This is a genomic window from Shewanella sp. GJ50-10, from assembly GCF_055808815.1.
The window spans coordinates 2,046,707-2,063,853 of sequence record NZ_JBVVSS010000001.1; the positions used below are offsets into that span (position 1 = coordinate 2,046,707).

Consider the following 17,147-nt stretch of genomic DNA (forward strand, 5'->3'; position numbering starts at 1 on the left):
TTTTATCTGATAAATATTTTATTAGTTTTTAAAACACTACTGAGAGTAATCTTCTAAAAAGTTACCAAAGTCCGTTAATGCTTTGGATAAATCTTCTTTGTGGGGTAAAAACACCACACGCACATGATCAGGTTCTGGCCAATTAAAAGCAGTACCTTGAACCAGTAGAATCTTTTGTGATTTGAGCAAATCTAACACTAAACGTTCATCATCGCGTAGATTGAACTTTTTCATATCCAGTTTAGGGAAAGCGTATAAAGCACCTTTAGGTTTTTTAACACTGACACCTGGGATACTATTTAGTGCATCGAAACACACGTCACGTTGAGCCGTTAAACGACCGTTAGGCAGGATTAACTCATTAATACTCTGATAACCACCTAATGCGGTTTGAATCGCGTGTTGATTAGGTACGTTTGAACACAAACGCATTGAAGCCAACATGTCCAAGCCTTCAATATAATTAGCTGCAGATTTTAAGTTACCGCTAAGAACCATCCAACCCACACGAAAACCTGCAGCGCGATAGGCCTTTGATAAACCATTAAAGGTGACTGTTAAAATATCATCAGATAACGACGCTGCATGGGTGTGTACGGCATCATCGTATAAAATCTTATCGTATATCTCATCAGCAAATAAAATGATGTCGTGCTGACGACAAAGCTCAATCACGTCTAACAATAATTCTTTACTGTAAACCGCACCGGTCGGATTATTAGGGTTAATAATCACTATGCCGCGAGTACGTGGTGTAATTTTACTTTTTATATCTTCTAAATCTGGAAACCAGTCTGATTCTTCATCGCAGCGGTAATGCACAGCTTTACCACCAGCTAGGTTTGCCGCAGCAGTCCATAAAGGGTAATCAGGCGATGGTATTAATACTTCATCATCAGTGTTAAGTAAGCCTTGCAGCGCCATACAAATAAGTTCAGACGCGCCGTTACCGATATACACGTCTTCGATATCGATACCGTGAATACCTTGTGCTTGATAGTGCTGCACAATGGCTTTACGGGCGGAGAATAAGCCCTTTGATTCACAATAACCTTGTGCGCTTGGCAAATTTAAAATGACATCACGTACAATTTCTTCAGGTGCTTCAAATCCAAATGGGGCAGGGTTGCCGATATTTAATTTTAAAATACGGTGACCTTCATCTTCTAGGCGACGAGCTTCTTTATGAACTGGGCCACGGATGTCATAGCAAACGCTATCGAGTTTATTGGATTTGATTATAGGGCGCATACTTGCCTCAACATTACTAATACGTCTTAAGTCTGCGAACAATAACGAATTTGTTGAGTAGATAAAAGGTTTATTTAGTAGATTTCATTGTTTATTTAGGATTTTATTCTGCAGGTGAGTTCGAGGTTGTGCTTAAATAGTTGAAAGCTTCGGTTGGAGGATGTTAATTAGTTTATAACGCTTTTGAGGTGAGAGTTTGAAGTACAAGTCTCTGTTATTGATTAATTATGTTTAAGCAATTAAAAAATATAAAAAAAGCCAGCAATAGCTGGCTTTTTGTCTTTTTCGCTATAGCGATAAAAAGTCGGGTGATTAAACGCGCTTTTTGAATTCGTTTGTACGAGTATCGATTTCGATTTTGTCGCCAATTTTAACGAATTCAGCAACAGTAACAGTACCGCCACCAGTAATGGTTGCAGGCTTCATTACTTTACCTGAAGTGTCACCACGAGCAGCTGGCTCAGTGTATGTTACTTCACGAACGATAGTGACAGGCAGTTCAACAGAAATCGCTTTACCTTCATAGAAAGTCACTGAACATTCTTCTTCCATACCATCAACGATATAAGCACCAGCATCACCTAAGTTGTCAGCTTCAACATCGTATTGATTGTACTCTGCATCCATGAATACATACATAGGATCAGCATAGTAAGAATAAGTACATGCAAGACGTTCTAGGATGATATCTTCCATTTTGTCCTCACCTTTAAAGGTGGTTTCAGTGGTAGAATCTTGAAGAACGTTTTTAAGCTTCATCTTAACGATTGCAGCGTTACGGCCAGAGCGAGTTGTTTCAGTTTTCTGAACAACCCATGGGCTGCCATCTAACATGATCACGTTACCAGGACGGAGTTCATGAGCAGTTTTCATTACTTTATTCCTATATTTTAGGTATTAATTTTTAATTGCGCAGTATCTTAGCTGGTTTTTACAAATTCAACCAGTCGAGAAGCGAGATCTGCATTCTTTTTAGCATCAATCGGCCAATGTTTCGCATGTTGCTCTATAGTCGATTGGGCTGAAATGAGTTGTTGCCAATGTTCTACAACATTGGAGTCTTGTTGATTGAAAGCAAAATTGGTTTTAGACCAAGTATTTGCGACATCATTTTCAAGTTTCAGGCTGTAGATATTAACAAAAGCCTGTAATTTTACTAGATGATAATCATCTTCTTGCGGGTATATATGCCAAATAAAGGGTTTTGCAGCCCATTGCGCGCGTAGAAATGAGTCCTCACCACGAACAATATTGAAATCGCAACTCCATAACAGTCGATCGAACTGAGTTTGATCTGTCATTGGTATTATATGAATGACTAAATTACCTACACAAAACTGTTGCCCAGCTTTTATTGATTCTAGTGGCACGTCTAGTAAATCAAGGATACTGCTTAAGCTTTTACCTACAGGGAATAATGCATGAATACGTTGACTTGCTGGTGTTGTTTTTTGTGACGCTAGATTACACTGAATCCAATGTTTGCATAGTGCAGTTAGGGCAGTGGTTTCATAACTAAAAACGCTAATAACAAAATCTGTTACTGCGATACCTGATAACCCAAGCTTTTTAAACAATGCTAATTTGTTATTGGCATTAGATTGCCATTCATCACGCTGCCTAAACAATTCAGACTCACATATAAGACCGCCACTTTTCGATGTAAATCCAGGGAAATAAAAATGTTTTTTAATTCCACTTGCTTGCATAGAAGGTAAGCCATGACATCCATCAACCCAATCTTCCGCTGACAAGTATTCTAGATTTAACCAAACTGGTGGCTTAGTAATGCTATCATTTGCCTTTTGCTTTTGATGCAATGAATCGATTAACGAAGTGACCTGTGATGGTAATTCACAGGCGAAAGCCTCAATTAAGACGGCTCCCGGCTTATAGTTTATATCTAGAGGTTGGTTCCATTTAAATATATTCACACCATAAAAGCGTTGTTGAGCTAATGATTTATCTAGTTCAGGTAAAATATGTGAAAAGCTATTAAGGTCATCAACCCATAGATTGATGTCAATGTGATATTCAGCGGCCAATTGTTTAGCAAGACGCCAAGTTACACCTATGTCGCCATAATTATCGACAACAACACAGAATATATCCCAATGTGGTGAATGAAACGAAGATACTGTTTGTGTTTCAGATGCCATTCGGTTTTGCCTCAACAGGTTTTATTTATAAAGGAATCAAGCGAAGTTAACGATATAGCTAGTGCAAATAAATTAATTTTTTCTCGTTAAAATACGGATTCAAAAAAAGCGGCTAATGCCGCTTTTTGTTATTTGCTAATGCTACTTAAAAGTAGAGCACTGACAAATATTAGTCTTCTAACTCTGCTAAGCACATTTCTTCGTAGATTTGCTTAACCCAAGCGTCTACACGCTCTTCTGTGAGTTCTGGTTGACGATCTTCATCGATACCTAAGCCAATAAAGTGCTTATCATCGACTAAGCCTTTAGAAGCTTCAAAGTCGTAACCTTCGGTTGGCCAATGACCAATAATAATGCCGCCACGTGCAGAAACGATGTCACCTACCATGCCCATGGCATCAAGGAAGTATTCAGCATAATCTTCTTGGTCACCACAACCAAATATCGCTACTAACTTGTCAGTAAAGTCTACTTGCTCAAGTTCTGGGAAAAAATCATCCCAATCACATTGTGCTTCACCGTAATACCAAGTTGGGATACCGAATAGAATTAAATCGAATTCAGCGATTTGTTCTTTAGTGCTCTTGGCGATGTCTTTTACATCAACCATTTGCTTACCCAGTTTCTTCTGGATCATTTTGGCTACAGCCTCGGTATTACCAGTGTCACTACCGAAAAAAAGACCTACAGTTGCCATTTGCTATCCTTTAAATATCTAGTTCGCTTTGCGAATTATAAAATATGGTTCAGTTGTCGATTTGTTGTTGCAGGATTAATTCGATTAACTGGCTACGGCTGATGTTACTGGCCAATGCTTGTTCGTTCAAGGCGTCATACAAAACTTGTGACACCTTTAACTCTATTCGTTTTAATCCATTAGCGCGATCACGTTGGATCTGGTTACGCTTGTTGATTTTTAGCTGCTGTTCCCGACTTAAGGGATTGCTTCTTGGACGTCCACGACGTTTTTCAGAAGCAAACAGGTCAATCGTTGTTCTGTCTGTTGATTCTTTTGCCATCGTTTTGTTTAACCGATGCCTGAGCCTTCCCAGGTCATCTGAATAATACCTTTTGCTACAAACCCGGCACAGCCAAGGAATAATACTAACCAAACGATATATCGACCAAACTTAGGCACTTTACCTTGTTTGAGTACATCGTGAATCGCCATGCCGATAAAGAAAAAATTAAAGCAAAAAACAAGTTTAGACCGAGAGTCTCAATTTGATCCATGTATTGATTCAACATGTTTTTACCTTCAGTTTTACTTTTAAGGCTAAAAGAGGGCGGGAATATACCACAATGATGATACGTGGGCTATATCTGCTTAGTTCATTTTTAAAAATTTACGCAGTTGGTTTGTTTAATTAAATGTACCAAGAGTTAACTTGAGTGCTTATCGATGAACTCAACCACAAGACGATTAAATATTTCTGGTTTTTGCGCATGTAACCAATGACCTGTGCCATTAATTGTTTTAGCGCTGACCTTAGGAAATTGATTCATTATCGCATTGGTATGTTCAGCTAAAACATATTCTGACTCTCCACCGCGGATAAAAAAACATGGCTTTGGGTAAACAGAATCTGGCATTTCCCAACCGATTATGTGTGAGTAGTTTTCGATGAGACCATCAAGGTTCATTTTCCACTCAAACCCTGTATCGGTGCGTTGTAAATTTTTTAATAAAAATTGTGATGTCCCAACATCAATGTCAGCATTAGTGAGATGGTCAAGTGCAAATTTTCGTGATGTGACTTGCTCCATAGGCATGCTAGTCAATCCGGCAAATACTTTTTGGTGGCGTGGGCTGTATGCTACGGGGGCAATATCTGCAACGACAAGGCTGGTAACCATTTCTGGATGGATTAACGCTAATGCCATAGCAACTTTGCCGCCCATGGAATGACCAACAAAGTGGGCTTGGGTTAAATTAAGTTCATGCAATAGTTTAACGCACTCTTCTGCAAGGCTTGGATAGTCCATATGCTGCCAGTGATCACTTTTACCATGGTTTGGTAAATCAACACGGATAACTTGATGATTTTCTTCTAATGCATTGGCAAGATTTTTAAGGTTATCGAGATTTCCAAATAACCCGTGAATTAAAATTACCGGTTGGCCTTCGCCTGAAGAAACATAATGCATGGCTTGTCTTCCGTTGTCATAATCAATGAGGCGGTGATTTTGCCTGCAAAATAGATATGATTTCAATAGGAGGCGCTAATTATCCTTAGAACTTATGTTCATTAATCAATCCACTCGTTAAATGATTTAATGAAATTGACTTAAATTGAAAGATTTAGTGACTTTTGCTCTTTAACCTACTGCGACACATGGGTAGACTGTGAGTAATATTTTGATCGATCAAAATCGATCCTTAAACCGCCATTATTCAATATCAACGATTCGACAGTTGCATATAAAGAATAACAAGTATTAGGTGGTATTCGTTCAAAGACCTAAGGAAGCAGACTAATATGAAATATATTGAGGTAGACGAAGAACTCTATCGTTATATTGCAAGTAAAACCGAACGTATTGGCGAAAGCGCATCAGATATTTTACGTCGATTGTTAGACCTCTCTGTTGACACTGCTGAGCCAGCGGAACCCCTTGCTATTAGTCACCCAAGTTTAGAAGCTGCTCATGAAACTGTAACTGAAGAAATTGTAGAAGAGTCAAACCTAGCTGAACATAACGACCTTGCTGAAACGGAAGTTGTTGAACCTGAGCAAGTCACAGAAGTCACAGCGGCGAATTTTAAAGATGTTGTTCACGAGCATATGTTGTCTCAACAGAAAGGTGCAGTAGGGCGCTTTATGTACTTGCTGGAATCACTATCAGTATTAACGCCAGCGACATTTGATCAAATTTTAAAAATTCAGGGTCGTGGTCGTTTGTATTTTGCCCGCTCAAAAGCTGAACTTTTATCGGCGAGTCAATCGGCTAATCCAAAAGAAATTGGAGATAGCGGTTATTGGGTAACCACCAATAATAATACCGCTAAAAAGCGTACGATTTTATCAGAAGTGTTGTTGCAATTAGGTTGTAATGAAGAGCTGGCAAAATCGATAGCTGAAAGAATTTAAATTTTTATAGGGAGATTAAGCGTGGCGATTCACAATCGAGCAGGAAAGGTGGCATTACAAACGGATTTGATCAATTTACCAAAATTGATGAGTCACTATTATCGCATTACTCCCAACGTTGACGATGTTCTGCAAAAGGTGACTTTTGGCACATCTGGACATCGCGGCAGTTCGTTAAAAGCAAGTTTCAATCAAAACCACATTTGGGCAATTACCCAGGCCGTTGTTGATTATCGTGAGCAAGCGGGTATTACTGGTCCTATGATTGTAGGCTTTGATACTCACGCCTTGTCTTATGCGGCTTATATGTCGGTACTTGAAGTGCTAACTGCCAATCAAGTTGCTGTTAAAGTTCAGCAAAATGATGGATTTACCCCGACTCCAGTCGTGTCTCAAGCCATTATTGCTGCTAACAGATCTAATACTGCCTTATTAACCGATGGATTGATTATTACGCCTTCGCATAATCCACCCCAAGATGGCGGGATTAAATATAATCCTCCTCATGGCGGCCCCGCAGAAGCTGAAATTACTAAACAAATAGAAGCCAATGCAAACCAATATCTAGCAAATCAATTATCTGGCGTACAAAAAGTTAACTATGGTGTGGCGGTTGATTCTGGTTGGATTGATGAAGTCGATTTTATTGCTCCTTATGTTAAGTCACTTTCAAATGTTATTGATTTAGAAGCGATAGCAAAAGCAAACATCAAAATCGGTGTCGATCCGCTAGGCGGTTCAGGTATTTATTATTGGTCGCATATTGCTAAACAACATGGTCTAAACATTACCCTTGTAAATAACAAAGTAGACCCATCATTTGGGTTTATGACTTTAGATAAAGATGGCAAAATCCGCATGGATTGTTCGTCTCCTTATGCAATGGCTGGTCTACTTGCTCACAGCGAAAACTATGATGTGTGTGTAGGTAACGATCCTGACTACGACCGTCATGGTATCGTTTGTCCAGGTTTTGGCTTAATGAACCCTAATCATTACTTAGCAGTCGCTATTGATTATTTACTGACTTATCGTAAGGATTGGTCAGCTGATTTAGCGATAGGTAAAACCCTAGTGTCTAGTGCAATCATAGATAGAATTTGTCAGTCCCATGATCGCCATTGCTTAGAGGTTCCAGTTGGCTTTAAGTGGTTTGTAGAAGGTTTAGCTGATAGTTCTATTGCTTTTGGTGGCGAAGAAAGTGCAGGCGCTGCGTTTCTAAATAAAGACGGTAGCACTTGGTGTACTGACAAAGATGGTTTTATTTTGGCGTTACTTGCCGCAGAAATTTTAGCTGTCACAGGTAAAACTCCAGCACAAAGATATGTTGAACTGACAGAGCAATTCGGTGAAAGCTTTTATACGAGAATCGATAGCCCAATCAGCTTGAAGAAAAAAGCCAAATTTGAAAAGTTATCGTCAGATAGCTTTACTGATAAAACCTTAGCTGGTGAAAATATCACTGCGATTTTATCTCATGCTCCAGGTAATAATGCTGCTATTGGTGGCATTAAAGTAACCACTGAAAATGGCTGGTTTGCTGCACGCCCATCGGGTACTGAAGCATTATTTAAAATCTATGCTGAAAGTTTTATCAGTGAAGAACATTTAAACGAGATTATCAGTCAAGCGCAAGTTATGATAGATACGGCGTTAAAAGCTTAACTGACCATTTCAAACAGCATTACAAATAAAATAGAAACAATTAATAAAGCCCTCACTTGAGGGCTTTATTTATTCTATGGTTTTAATTTAAGAACATTACTTAGATTTTTTATAGAAGATAAAGGCCACAATCGCCACTAATGCAATTGCAGGCGCTAATTCATACATGTGATGAAATATGCCAACACCACCGTGTCCTTCATGTGCTAATGCGAGTGTTGGGGCTGCAGCTAAAAGTAGTGCTGTTAGTTTTGCTTTCATGATAGTTTCCTTTTGTAAAAATAGTTTATTGATAAATTGTTTTAATCTTACAAATCGTAATCTGTGTTTCTTAACGACATTCGTTCTATGCTTGTTTAAAAAACAAGCGGCTTAAAAAATTCTGTTTATAACTCAGTTTGCATTCATTTCTAACTGCATCAACATCATGTCCTCACCGTCAATAACCCGAGTATCATGACTTTTACAGTTGGGACAGATGACATTTCGTTCAGTTAATTCTGAGCGAGCTTGGCAATGTCGGCACTCAATCACTAATGGTTGCAGCTGCATATTTAATAAGGCTTGATGGCAAATGGTTTCAAGCTTAAAAGTATCAAATGCATTTTGTAGTAAATGTGGTTCTACACCACTTAATACGCCGACCTTGATATCAACTCTGACAATTTCAGTTGCGTTATTATCTTTAGCTAATTGTTCTATTTGCTCCATTAAAGACATAACAATTGAGTACTCATGCATTAGCAAATCCTTGGCAGTAGTTCACCTTGAGGAATATCTAAATAACGACTACTCCCCCAAGGAGTATTCAAGATAACTTTGCCGTTGTGTTCTTCAGTTACATAGCCGATGACCGCGGCATGATCGCAATGACAGTATTGAGTCATTATTTCTAATGCTTTGTCAGCGGCTGCGCGAGGTAGGGCGATAATAAATGTCCCTTCATTAGCTAAATCGAAAGGCTCAAATCCATAGAGTTCGCATAGGCCTTGTACCTCAGAAGAGACTGGAATTGCTTTTTCATCAACATTAATTCCAACGTCGGATGCGCTAGCCCATTCGTTTAATACCGCAGATAAGCCCCCACGAGTTGCATCGCGCATGGCATGGATATCAATATTGGCTGCAATTAATTGCTCGACGATTGGCCATAAAGTGGCGCAATCACTGGTTAATTCAGAATCTAACGATAAGCTGTCACGTGCCATTAAAATTGCAGCGCCGTGTCTTCCGATATCCCTTGATACGATAATGACGTCATCGGCTTGTAGATTCTTAACCGATATATCTTGTTTTATAATTTTGCCAACACCTGATGTATTGATAAAAATACCATCTGCGCAGCCTTTAGGTACCACTTTGGTATCGCCGCACACAATATGAGCGCCGCTAAGTTGCATTTCATCGGCCATACTGGTGACGATGGTTTGTAAGTCCTTTATTGCAAAGCCTTCTTCAATGATAAAACTACAACTTAAGTATTCTGGGATTGCGCCCATCATCGCGAGATCATTAACTGTGCCTGCGATGGCTAATTTGCCAATATTGCCACCAGCAAAAAATAAAGGCTCTACGGTAAATGAATCTGTAGTAAAGGCAGTTGCACCTGATAGTTGTAAATGCGCAGCATCTTCTTGTGAGGTTAGAATAGGGTTTGAAAATGCTTTGAAGAACATATCGTTAATCAGGCTATTCATTTCTTTGCCGCCACCACCATGACTGAGTTGAACTTGATCAAACTTATGGATGGACATGGTTTACTCCTGCATATCGATAATAAGCGTTACACGCACCTTCTGAACTCACCATACAACTACCTAACGGGGTTTCAGGACTGCAACCTCGGCCAAATACCTTACAATCTGGTGGACTCGACAAGCCGCGTAAGATATCACCGCATTGACAGGCTTTATGATCGTCAATTTCAGCCGTAGGAAGTGCTGTCATGTAGATGATTTCAGCATCGCGATGAGCTAATTCTGGTTTTAACTTCAAAGCTGAATTAGGGATAGGACCTAATCCGCGCCATCTAAAGGTATCTCTAATCGTTAGGTATTGATTAATTAACGATTGGGCTGTCAGGTTGCCTTCTTCTGTAACAGCACGGCTGTACTGAATATCAAGCTCTGCAATGTCTGCATGTTTTTGTTTAATAATTCGAAGTATCGACTCCATTACATCTACTGGTTCAAACCCAGATACAACGACAGGGGTTTGATACTGTTCGACGGCTGGTCTGTAAATCTTAGCGCCGCTTATGACGCTGACATGAGCCGGACCAATAAAGGCATTAACTTTACTCTTGGTATCAGCCATAACAGCATCAATAGCGGGAGGTACTAGTACATGATTAATGTGAAATAGTAAGTTGTTGATTTGCTGTTTTTCAGCTTGGTCAATCAGCACAGCAGTCATGGGGGTCGATGTTTCAAAACCTATGGCAAAAAAGATAACTTTTTTGTCTGGATTCTCTTTAGCAATAGTTAATGCATCCATTGGATCGTAAAGCGGTCTGATATCAGCCCCTTTTGCACGAAACTTAGCAAGGTTACCTTTAGAGCCGGGTACTCTGATCATGTCGCCTAATGTCAACAAGATGACTTTGGGGAGTTGGGCTAGGGTAGCAGCATGATCTATTCGTTCTTTTGGCATGATACATACAGGACAACCTGGCCCATGAATAAATTTGATATTATCTGGCAGAAGTTGATTAAGCCCATACTTCATGATCGTATGGGTATGTCCGCCACATACTTCCATAATATTTATATTTGAATCAATTTCAGAAGCCAAACTATTAATCGATTCAGATAAAGCCCTTATTGTGTCAGGGTTTCTGAATTGTTGATATAAGTCGGTGAGTTCCATTAAACCTGCTCCTCAAGCTCGAGTTTCTCCACAATTTCCTTGTAGAGCTCTAAACTTAAATTGGCTTCAACCTCATCAATTTTATTCATGACAAAACCGATGTGTATAAGAACAAAGTCACCAATGGCTAAAGGATCTGTCATAAGATGACTGCTCACACGCCTTTTAACACCTAATGTATTGACTGTGACAGTGGCATCTTCATGTAGCTCAGTAACTTGAGAAGGAACAGATAAACACATATCATTTTTCCCCTTGGTGTTTTTGGATCCAATTAGCGACAGCGGTAATTGATTGTGGATCTTTAACTGAAACGGGCATTAAGGTGACTTCAGGATTTAACTTCTCAAGTTGTTTACGACATTCAACTAATGAGAAGTCAAAATGCTCAGCTAAATCCATTTTTGTAATCAGGACTAAATCAGCACGGCGGAACATGACAGGGTATTTTTCAATTTTGTCATCGCCTTCAGGGACAGATAATAAGACGATGTTGTGGTGGGTACCTACATCATAACTGGCTGGACACACCAAATTACCCACATTTTCTACAAAACAAACATCGATAGGTTTTAAATCAATGTGATGCAGCGCTTGATGCACCATAAAGGCATCTAAGTGACAAGCTGAGCCTGTTTGTACTTGATAGGCTTCAATGCCCTTAGCAATCAATCTATCGGCGTCTCTTGATGTTTCTAGGTCGCCTTCAATCACAGCGTATTTTTTAGGTAAGTATTCGTGTAAGTGCTCAAGCAGTGTAGTTTTGCCACTGCCTGGGCTACTCATAAGGTTAAACGCACGGACGTTATTCGCTTCAAAGTGCTCGCGATTATGTTGCGCTTCATGATCATTTTTATCCAAAATCTTATGTATGACGGATAAGGTTTTAGTATCGTTCAGTTGAGGATTCGAATGTAGGCTTGAGTGATCCGTTAATGAACATCCACAATCTTGGCACATTTTTATACTCCTTTAAAAACCGATTTAACCTGTACTTATTCAGTATTAACATGGGTTTTAATTGATTCTTTGATTAACATCAGCAAAGTGAAACTCTTTAATGCCTTAATGCTGTGTTTGTGATCTATTTAGCTGTTGGTATGCATACCAAATTTGTCCAAGGGATATACCTGCATCGTTAATCGGTACTAATCTGCTTGGTAATATCCGGTCTTCTAATCCAAATTGGTTGCCGTTGCCGTTGCCATTGGCATTACCTAGCTTAGAAAGTTTGCGTAACGTCATCTCATACAAGAGTTTGTTTTGAAATACTCCACCGCATAACACGATTTTATGACTAGGAAATCTCTCGGCTACATTCGCTACCGTTTGGCTAATACTGTCGATAAACTCCAAGCACAATTGATTAGTCAACTGTGGTAAACCTTGGGTGCATGTTTCTGATTTATTTTGAATTAATCGGGTAATGAGTTGGTTGACAAGATTGGCGGGCTCGAATACCTGAATGTGGGCATCTTTAGCGGCTTTATCAATTTCATGACTGTTGAGTTTGATATCTGGTATTAAACTTAAGGTGTTTGTAGCGTCATTATTCGAAATGGGTTGCTGATTATTTGAAGCCACCGCTTGATTGGCGTGAGTTGAAATAAGCATACCGGCTTGTGCTTCAAAATCATTTTGATTGATTAAATTAAGCGCCACAGCTACGGCATCGAATATGCGACCAACTGATCGACATTCAATACAGGCGCTGTTATTCGTCCACATATTAAATAAGTTGTTAACCGTAGAGCTATCCATTTGCTGTATGGCATTAATTGGCAGTGACATAATTTCAGCAACAGACATGGTTTCAAATAACAGGGCTAATAATATTCGCACTGGCTGTTTTATCGCTTGTTCGCCGCCAATCAGTTTGAATGATTTAAAATGTGACTTAATTTCATATCGATGTGCATCAGCAAGCATACATTCACTGCCCCAAAGCTCACCATTATCCCCGAGTCCAGTTCCATCAAAGCTAAATGCTAATACTGGTTGTTGATAGTTGTTAACTGCAAGAATGCTTAATACGTGGGCATAATGATGTTGTATGTTGGCAAGTGGTAAGTGTTGCTTAATGGATTGCGTTTGGGCCCACTGACTAGAGGTATATTCAGGATGTTTATCAGCGATGATTTGCTCAGCATTAAACTGATACAAACGGTTAAATGTGGCTAGAGTTTGTTCAAAGTATTCACTGGTTTCAAGATTATGTAAATCGCCAATATGCGGGCTCACAAATGCACTTTCATTGAAGGCAAAACACTGAGTGTTCTTTTGCTGAGCACCAACGGCGAGGAGTTGATGCTGTAATTTATTCGTAAGTGGAATACTCAGTGGTGCATAGCCCCTAGCTAGGCGTATTACTTGTATTTTTTCATCGATAACCTGTACAACGCTATCATCACACGCGTTAACGATAGGGCGGTTATGATCCACTATACCGTCAACGACATGTGCAAGTTGTTGTTTGATTTCGTTACCATCGATGATGATGGGCAATCCGGATACATTTGCACTTGTTGCAACGATTGGTTTTTTGAATGCTTCAAGTAATAAGTGATGTAATGGTGTATAGGGTAAAAACACACCTAATGTATCAAGCTCAGGAGCAATGGCAGGGCTTAAATTAATTTTAATATCTGACCGTTTACGCATTAACGTAATAGGCTTTTCGGCCGAGTTGATGATTTGCCACTCTTTAGCTGTCCCTTCAACCATTTGTTTAGCATTAGCTAAGTCAGTAGCCATTACTGCAAAGGGTTTGGCTTTACGTTGTTTACGCTGCCTTAGCTGCTTAACTACCGCATCGTTCGTTGCATCACAGACAATATGAAAGCCACCAAGCCCTTTAATTGCCAAGATTTTTCCTTGATTCAAATCATTTACGATCTGATGGATAATTTGCTTAGTACTGATATCACCATTAACGGTTGATGCTTTTTCTTGTTGAGAATTACTTTGAACATAACTCAGTTGCGGGCCACATTTGGGGCAACTTACAGGTTGAGCGTGATAGCGCCGATTAAGAGGATCGTTATAGGCATGGGCGCATTCATCACACATGACAAAATCTGCCATTGAGGTATTGAAACGGTCATAAGGTAAGTTATTTATAATGCTATAGCGCGGGCCGCAATTAGTACAGTTAGTAAATGGATATTGATAATGACGATTTTTAGGATTGCGCATTTCAACTAAGCAATCTCCGCAAACACTTTTATCAGCAGATATCGACACTATTGCATCTTCATGGCTACTGCTGGTTTCAATAACAAAATCGTTTAATGAATAATCTATGGCTTCTTCTTTAATTAATAGCTTATCAATACGCGCTAGAGGCGGTGGATTAACTTTAAGCTGGTGGACAACTTTATTTATGTCAGTATTCATCCCTTGCAGATGAATACACACTCCTTGTTGATTATTTAATACAGAACCATACAAATTTGACTGAGTGGCAAGACGATAAACAAATGGCCTAAAGCCAACACCTTGTACGATACCGTTAATATTCAGAATAACTTGTTGACGATAACCACTATGTATTGTCATAAACTGCTCCTAACGACGACGCTTAGCAAGGTACATACCGCCAATCGCGATGTTGGCTCCATCCAAGTCAAGTTGTCTATTGACCACTAATGGATAGTTTTTACCTAGTCGAATACATAATCGGTTGGCGAATACCTCATAACTGAAATCGCTACCCGCTAAAACAACAGCGTCTATGCCTTGTTGCTGCTCTAGGTGATCGATCCAATTACTTAAATAATCAGTAAATGAGTCGAAAAAGCCGAAAGCTAAAATAGCTGGATTTGCCCCAGCCAATTTGAAGCTCATTAAACTAGCCAGTGTTTTTTTCCAGTTGATAGAACGGCTATGAATGGCCGAATCGTCGTCGCTATTGATAGCACACAATGGAAAGTCGACTCTAGGAGCATTGTTACCTTGATAGGTTTGAGCTAATGCGTGGAATTTATCTGCTAGTTCCTGCGTCGATAAATTTACCGAATTGTGACCGCTAGAAGCTAATTCTTCAGTCGGGAGCACGATTAACGCAGCATAAGCCAGAAATGTTCGTAAACTATCGAGAAGATCATTAGGTGCAAGATTGAACTCTGTAACTTGCGCTAAGGTGTCTGGAAAAGCGTCGTAGTATTTTTTGAAGATGGTACTTTTATCAGAAGAGGTTAACTCTTTAATCAATTCAGCTCCGCTTTGAGGGAGGAGCGGTAATTGTAGGAATGAGCTAATATCGCCTTGATCATTTTGTGTAATCACAGAACTTGATTGCTCACTTGAGCAGTAAATACAAGCGAGTCTTTTTAGTGTTGATGTGGCTTCAAAAAAGCCCTTAGCACTTGTAATACAGCCAGTACTTAATAAACCTGAGTGCATTGCACATGTTGCAGCATCAATACCTGGTAGCGGTTTACTTGCTATATGACTAGTACTATAGGTTTCGTCATGGTTATTTTTGATACAAGAGAGCACATTTTTTTTGTATGAAACATCATATTGAAGGTAGCGATTGTTATCGTGCTTCGGCATTGGTGCTTCAAAGGTTATATCACTCAGAGTTTTAGTTTGAACCCAAGCATTGTTCAACCATGTCACTGTTAAATTATTGCTGGTATTTGTGTCGGGTTTATTGATGAATAACCAGTTAATTTGTTGATGTTTTAGTAATGCAGCTATTTTAATGAGCAGACGACTATCAGCAAAAGTGACATCGTAATAACTGGCCGTTAACTGTCTATTCTTAAGTTCACAGCTGTTAAGTTCGCTGCCCTTAAGCTCATTATCGTTAAGTTCAGTGCTGTTAAGTTCAGTGCCAGTATTGAAATTTTTAATCGGTGCGAGTTTGATAAATGGTTTTTCATAACTAGATAAGGCTAATGCTTGCTGTTTATTGACAACAAATGATGAAGTGATGACTTGTGGATGGCTAACCAATACTTGTTGTAATGAGCTTGTTTGACCTTCAAAAGCTTGAGAGGATTTTGTCTGAACAATTGGTTTAAGACTCAGGTAAATTTGATTATCTGTTTGACCTAAACAAACTTCTTCTCCTTGAGTTATTCTGTCGACAATGTCACATATATCTTGCTGTTTAAAACCAAGTTCATAGCCTTGTAGCTTTTGTTGACCAAAGCATTGTGGACAGGTTTCAGAGATATCGTAGACTGTACTTATATCTGACAACTTAGGTTCACATTCACTGCAGAACTGTTGATTCACCACTTGATGTTGTAAACAAGTTTTAGTGCCGACTCTATGCTCAATAGTTATGACTTCTGCGCTTTTAAGCCAAATCGAGTAGAGAAATTTTGCCGCAATTTCGTCTGCTAGTGCACTGAGTTCGGCCTCTAAACCTTCAACTTCTAAAAAATAAGTATGCACTTGTTCAAACTGGGCATGTTTAGTGTGTTGGTCATTATTAATGAGGTGACCAACGGTAAAGTCAAAACGGTTATCAGCGAGATAAAGATTACAGAGATCTGCATATAAGGGAATGTCGCGATAACAATGAAAATTAAAACTGATTTTAGGCATATTGTAAGTTCCCGCGTTTATATGAATCAGGGATAAGTGCGTTGATATCAACTTCTGCTTGTTGCTGGTAACTAAAGCCTCGTTCTTTAAGGTGCTTGAGCAATACTTTTTCCATAGTAGGGACGGCTGCTTGGATTGTTGCAGTAAGCCCTAGTGTCATTGGTTCGATTACTGTAGGTGTTACTCCAACAACATGGGTGTTTGGTCTATCGCCAACCATTTCCATCATGATAAGGGTTTGCAGCATTTCAACTTCATGAGCACTGCCTTGCCAATCGATTTCTGGTGGCGCTTGGTCAAAATTAAATGAATACACTTCACCAGGGCTAACGCCTGGACTATTAACGGTATCGACCACAATTAGATTGTCGTATTTACATAGGATTGGAATGAGGCCTTGGGCTAATGTGCCGCCATCCAGTAAATCTAATTGATCAGTCGGATGAGAAAACTGATATTTTTCTTGGATATAATTAACGAAATGTACGCCGATACCTTCATCGGCGTACAATACGTTACCTATCCCGATAAGTAGGGTAGTAGACAAAGT

The 17,147-nt window shown here is 39.4% G+C and carries 17 protein-coding genes and 1 pseudogene; 2 read left to right on the top strand and 16 right to left on the bottom strand.

Going from position 1 to position 17,147, the window contains the following annotated elements; translation table 11 throughout:
• Positions 1-36 precede the first annotated feature (36 nt).
• From AC0L4E_RS08490 to AC0L4E_RS08520, 7 genes and pseudogenes are all read right to left on the bottom strand, one after another.
• On the bottom strand, positions 37-1,251 hold the full coding sequence (locus AC0L4E_RS08490) for a pyridoxal phosphate-dependent aminotransferase (protein WP_248983124.1): 1,215 nt from the start codon (positions 1,249-1,251) through the stop codon (positions 37-39).
• Positions 1,252-1,563: 312 nt separating this feature from the next.
• On the bottom strand, positions 1,564-2,124 hold the full coding sequence (gene efp, locus AC0L4E_RS08495; protein WP_220754467.1) for an elongation factor P: 561 nt from the start codon (positions 2,122-2,124) through the stop codon (positions 1,564-1,566).
• A gap of 47 nt (positions 2,125-2,171) precedes the next feature.
• Positions 2,172-3,410, bottom strand: a complete 1,239-nt coding sequence (gene earP / locus AC0L4E_RS08500; RefSeq protein WP_473678836.1) for an elongation factor P maturation arginine rhamnosyltransferase EarP — start codon at positions 3,408-3,410, stop codon at positions 2,172-2,174.
• A gap of 169 nt (positions 3,411-3,579) precedes the next feature.
• Positions 3,580-4,107, bottom strand: a complete 528-nt coding sequence (fldA, locus tag AC0L4E_RS08505; RefSeq protein WP_285162602.1) for a flavodoxin FldA — start codon at positions 4,105-4,107, stop codon at positions 3,580-3,582.
• Positions 4,108-4,156: 49 nt separating this feature from the next.
• A complete protein-coding gene (ybfE, locus tag AC0L4E_RS08510; RefSeq protein ID WP_055023987.1) occupies positions 4,157-4,429 on the bottom strand; it encodes a LexA regulated protein in 273 nt (90 codons plus the stop codon).
• A gap of 8 nt (positions 4,430-4,437) precedes the next feature.
• Positions 4,438-4,658 (bottom strand): annotated as a pseudogene (locus AC0L4E_RS08515) (DUF2788 domain-containing protein).
• 135 nt (positions 4,659-4,793) lie between these two features.
• Positions 4,794-5,558 (bottom strand): alpha/beta fold hydrolase, encoded by a 765-nt coding sequence (locus tag AC0L4E_RS08520; RefSeq protein ID WP_473678837.1) that lies wholly within the window; start codon positions 5,556-5,558, stop codon positions 4,794-4,796.
• 332 nt (positions 5,559-5,890) lie between these two features.
• Here AC0L4E_RS08520 and seqA point away from each other — a divergent pair, with 332 nt between their 5' ends.
• Together seqA and pgm are read left to right on the top strand one after the other, a co-directional pair.
• Positions 5,891-6,502, top strand: coding sequence for a replication initiation negative regulator SeqA (seqA, locus tag AC0L4E_RS08525; RefSeq protein WP_473678838.1), 612 nt, complete (start codon positions 5,891-5,893; stop codon positions 6,500-6,502).
• A gap of 21 nt (positions 6,503-6,523) precedes the next feature.
• Positions 6,524-8,167, top strand: coding sequence for a phosphoglucomutase (alpha-D-glucose-1,6-bisphosphate-dependent) (pgm, locus tag AC0L4E_RS08530; RefSeq protein WP_473678839.1), 1,644 nt, complete (start codon positions 6,524-6,526; stop codon positions 8,165-8,167).
• Between the two features lie 96 nt (positions 8,168-8,263).
• Here pgm and AC0L4E_RS08535 read toward each other — a convergent pair whose 3' ends face one another.
• The 9 genes from AC0L4E_RS08535 to AC0L4E_RS08575 form a co-directional block, all read right to left on the bottom strand.
• The gene (locus AC0L4E_RS08535) at positions 8,264-8,428 is read right to left on the bottom strand and encodes a hypothetical protein (RefSeq protein WP_473678840.1); all 165 of its coding nucleotides are present in this window, start codon (positions 8,426-8,428) and stop codon (positions 8,264-8,266) included.
• Positions 8,429-8,560: 132 nt separating this feature from the next.
• A complete protein-coding gene (hypA, locus tag AC0L4E_RS08540) occupies positions 8,561-8,908 on the bottom strand; it encodes a hydrogenase maturation nickel metallochaperone HypA (RefSeq protein ID WP_473678841.1) in 348 nt (115 codons plus the stop codon).
• A complete protein-coding gene (gene hypE, locus AC0L4E_RS08545) occupies positions 8,908-9,921 on the bottom strand; it encodes a hydrogenase expression/formation protein HypE (protein ID WP_473678842.1) in 1,014 nt (337 codons plus the stop codon). The genes hypA and hypE overlap by 1 nt, the downstream gene beginning before the upstream one ends.
• Complete coding sequence (gene hypD, locus AC0L4E_RS08550) at positions 9,908-11,035, bottom strand: hydrogenase formation protein HypD (protein ID WP_473678843.1); 1,128 nt, start codon at positions 11,033-11,035, stop codon at positions 9,908-9,910. Before hypD ends, hypE begins: the two co-directional genes overlap by 14 nt.
• On the bottom strand, positions 11,035-11,277 hold the full coding sequence (locus AC0L4E_RS08555) for a HypC/HybG/HupF family hydrogenase formation chaperone (protein WP_473678844.1): 243 nt from the start codon (positions 11,275-11,277) through the stop codon (positions 11,035-11,037). The genes hypD and AC0L4E_RS08555 overlap by 1 nt, the downstream gene beginning before the upstream one ends.
• 1 nt (position 11,278) lies before the next feature.
• Positions 11,279-11,995, bottom strand: coding sequence for a hydrogenase nickel incorporation protein HypB (gene hypB, locus AC0L4E_RS08560; RefSeq protein ID WP_473678845.1), 717 nt, complete (start codon positions 11,993-11,995; stop codon positions 11,279-11,281).
• Between the two features lie 105 nt (positions 11,996-12,100).
• Complete coding sequence (hypF, locus tag AC0L4E_RS08565; RefSeq protein ID WP_473678846.1) at positions 12,101-14,593, bottom strand: carbamoyltransferase HypF; 2,493 nt, start codon at positions 14,591-14,593, stop codon at positions 12,101-12,103.
• 9 nt (positions 14,594-14,602) lie between these two features.
• A complete protein-coding gene (locus AC0L4E_RS08570) occupies positions 14,603-16,597 on the bottom strand; it encodes a hypothetical protein (RefSeq protein WP_473678847.1) in 1,995 nt (664 codons plus the stop codon).
• Positions 16,590-17,144: a HyaD/HybD family hydrogenase maturation endopeptidase gene (locus AC0L4E_RS08575; protein WP_473678848.1), complete on the bottom strand. Its 555-nt coding sequence runs from the start codon at positions 17,142-17,144 to the stop codon at positions 16,590-16,592. The genes AC0L4E_RS08570 and AC0L4E_RS08575 overlap by 8 nt, the downstream gene beginning before the upstream one ends.
• Positions 17,145-17,147 lie beyond the last annotated feature (3 nt).

Bases quoted from the DNA above. Each gene is read 5' to 3' on its own strand.
- AC0L4E_RS08490 (WP_248983124.1), bottom strand. From the start codon at position 1,251: ATGCGCCCTATAATCAAATCCAATAAACTCGATAGCGTTTGCTATGAC.
- seqA (WP_473678838.1), top strand. From the start codon at position 5,891: ATGAAATATATTGAGGTAGACGAAGAACTCTATCGTTATATTGCAAGT.
- hypA (WP_473678841.1), bottom strand. From the start codon at position 8,908: ATGCATGAGTACTCAATTGTTATGTCTTTAATGGAGCAAATAGAACAA.
- ybfE (WP_055023987.1), bottom strand. From the start codon at position 4,429: ATGGCAAAAGAATCAACAGACAGAACAACGATTGACCTGTTTGCTTCT.
- AC0L4E_RS08520 (WP_473678837.1), bottom strand. From the start codon at position 5,558: ATGCATTATGTTTCTTCAGGCGAAGGCCAACCGGTAATTTTAATTCAC.
- hypE (WP_473678842.1), bottom strand. From the start codon at position 9,921: ATGTCCATCCATAAGTTTGATCAAGTTCAACTCAGTCATGGTGGTGGC.
- AC0L4E_RS08555 (WP_473678844.1), bottom strand. From the start codon at position 11,277: ATGTGTTTATCTGTTCCTTCTCAAGTTACTGAGCTACATGAAGATGCC.
- hypF (WP_473678846.1), bottom strand. From the start codon at position 14,593: ATGACAATACATAGTGGTTATCGTCAACAAGTTATTCTGAATATTAAC.
- earP (WP_473678836.1), bottom strand. From the start codon at position 3,410: ATGGCATCTGAAACACAAACAGTATCTTCGTTTCATTCACCACATTGG.
- hypD (WP_473678843.1), bottom strand. From the start codon at position 11,035: ATGGAACTCACCGACTTATATCAACAATTCAGAAACCCTGACACAATA.
- hypB (WP_473678845.1), bottom strand. From the start codon at position 11,995: ATGTGCCAAGATTGTGGATGTTCATTAACGGATCACTCAAGCCTACAT.
- fldA (WP_285162602.1), bottom strand. From the start codon at position 4,107: ATGGCAACTGTAGGTCTTTTTTTCGGTAGTGACACTGGTAATACCGAG.
- efp (WP_220754467.1), bottom strand. From the start codon at position 2,124: ATGAAAACTGCTCATGAACTCCGTCCTGGTAACGTGATCATGTTAGAT.
- AC0L4E_RS08570 (WP_473678847.1), bottom strand. From the start codon at position 16,597: ATGCCTAAAATCAGTTTTAATTTTCATTGTTATCGCGACATTCCCTTA.
- AC0L4E_RS08535 (WP_473678840.1), bottom strand. From the start codon at position 8,428: ATGAAAGCAAAACTAACAGCACTACTTTTAGCTGCAGCCCCAACACTC.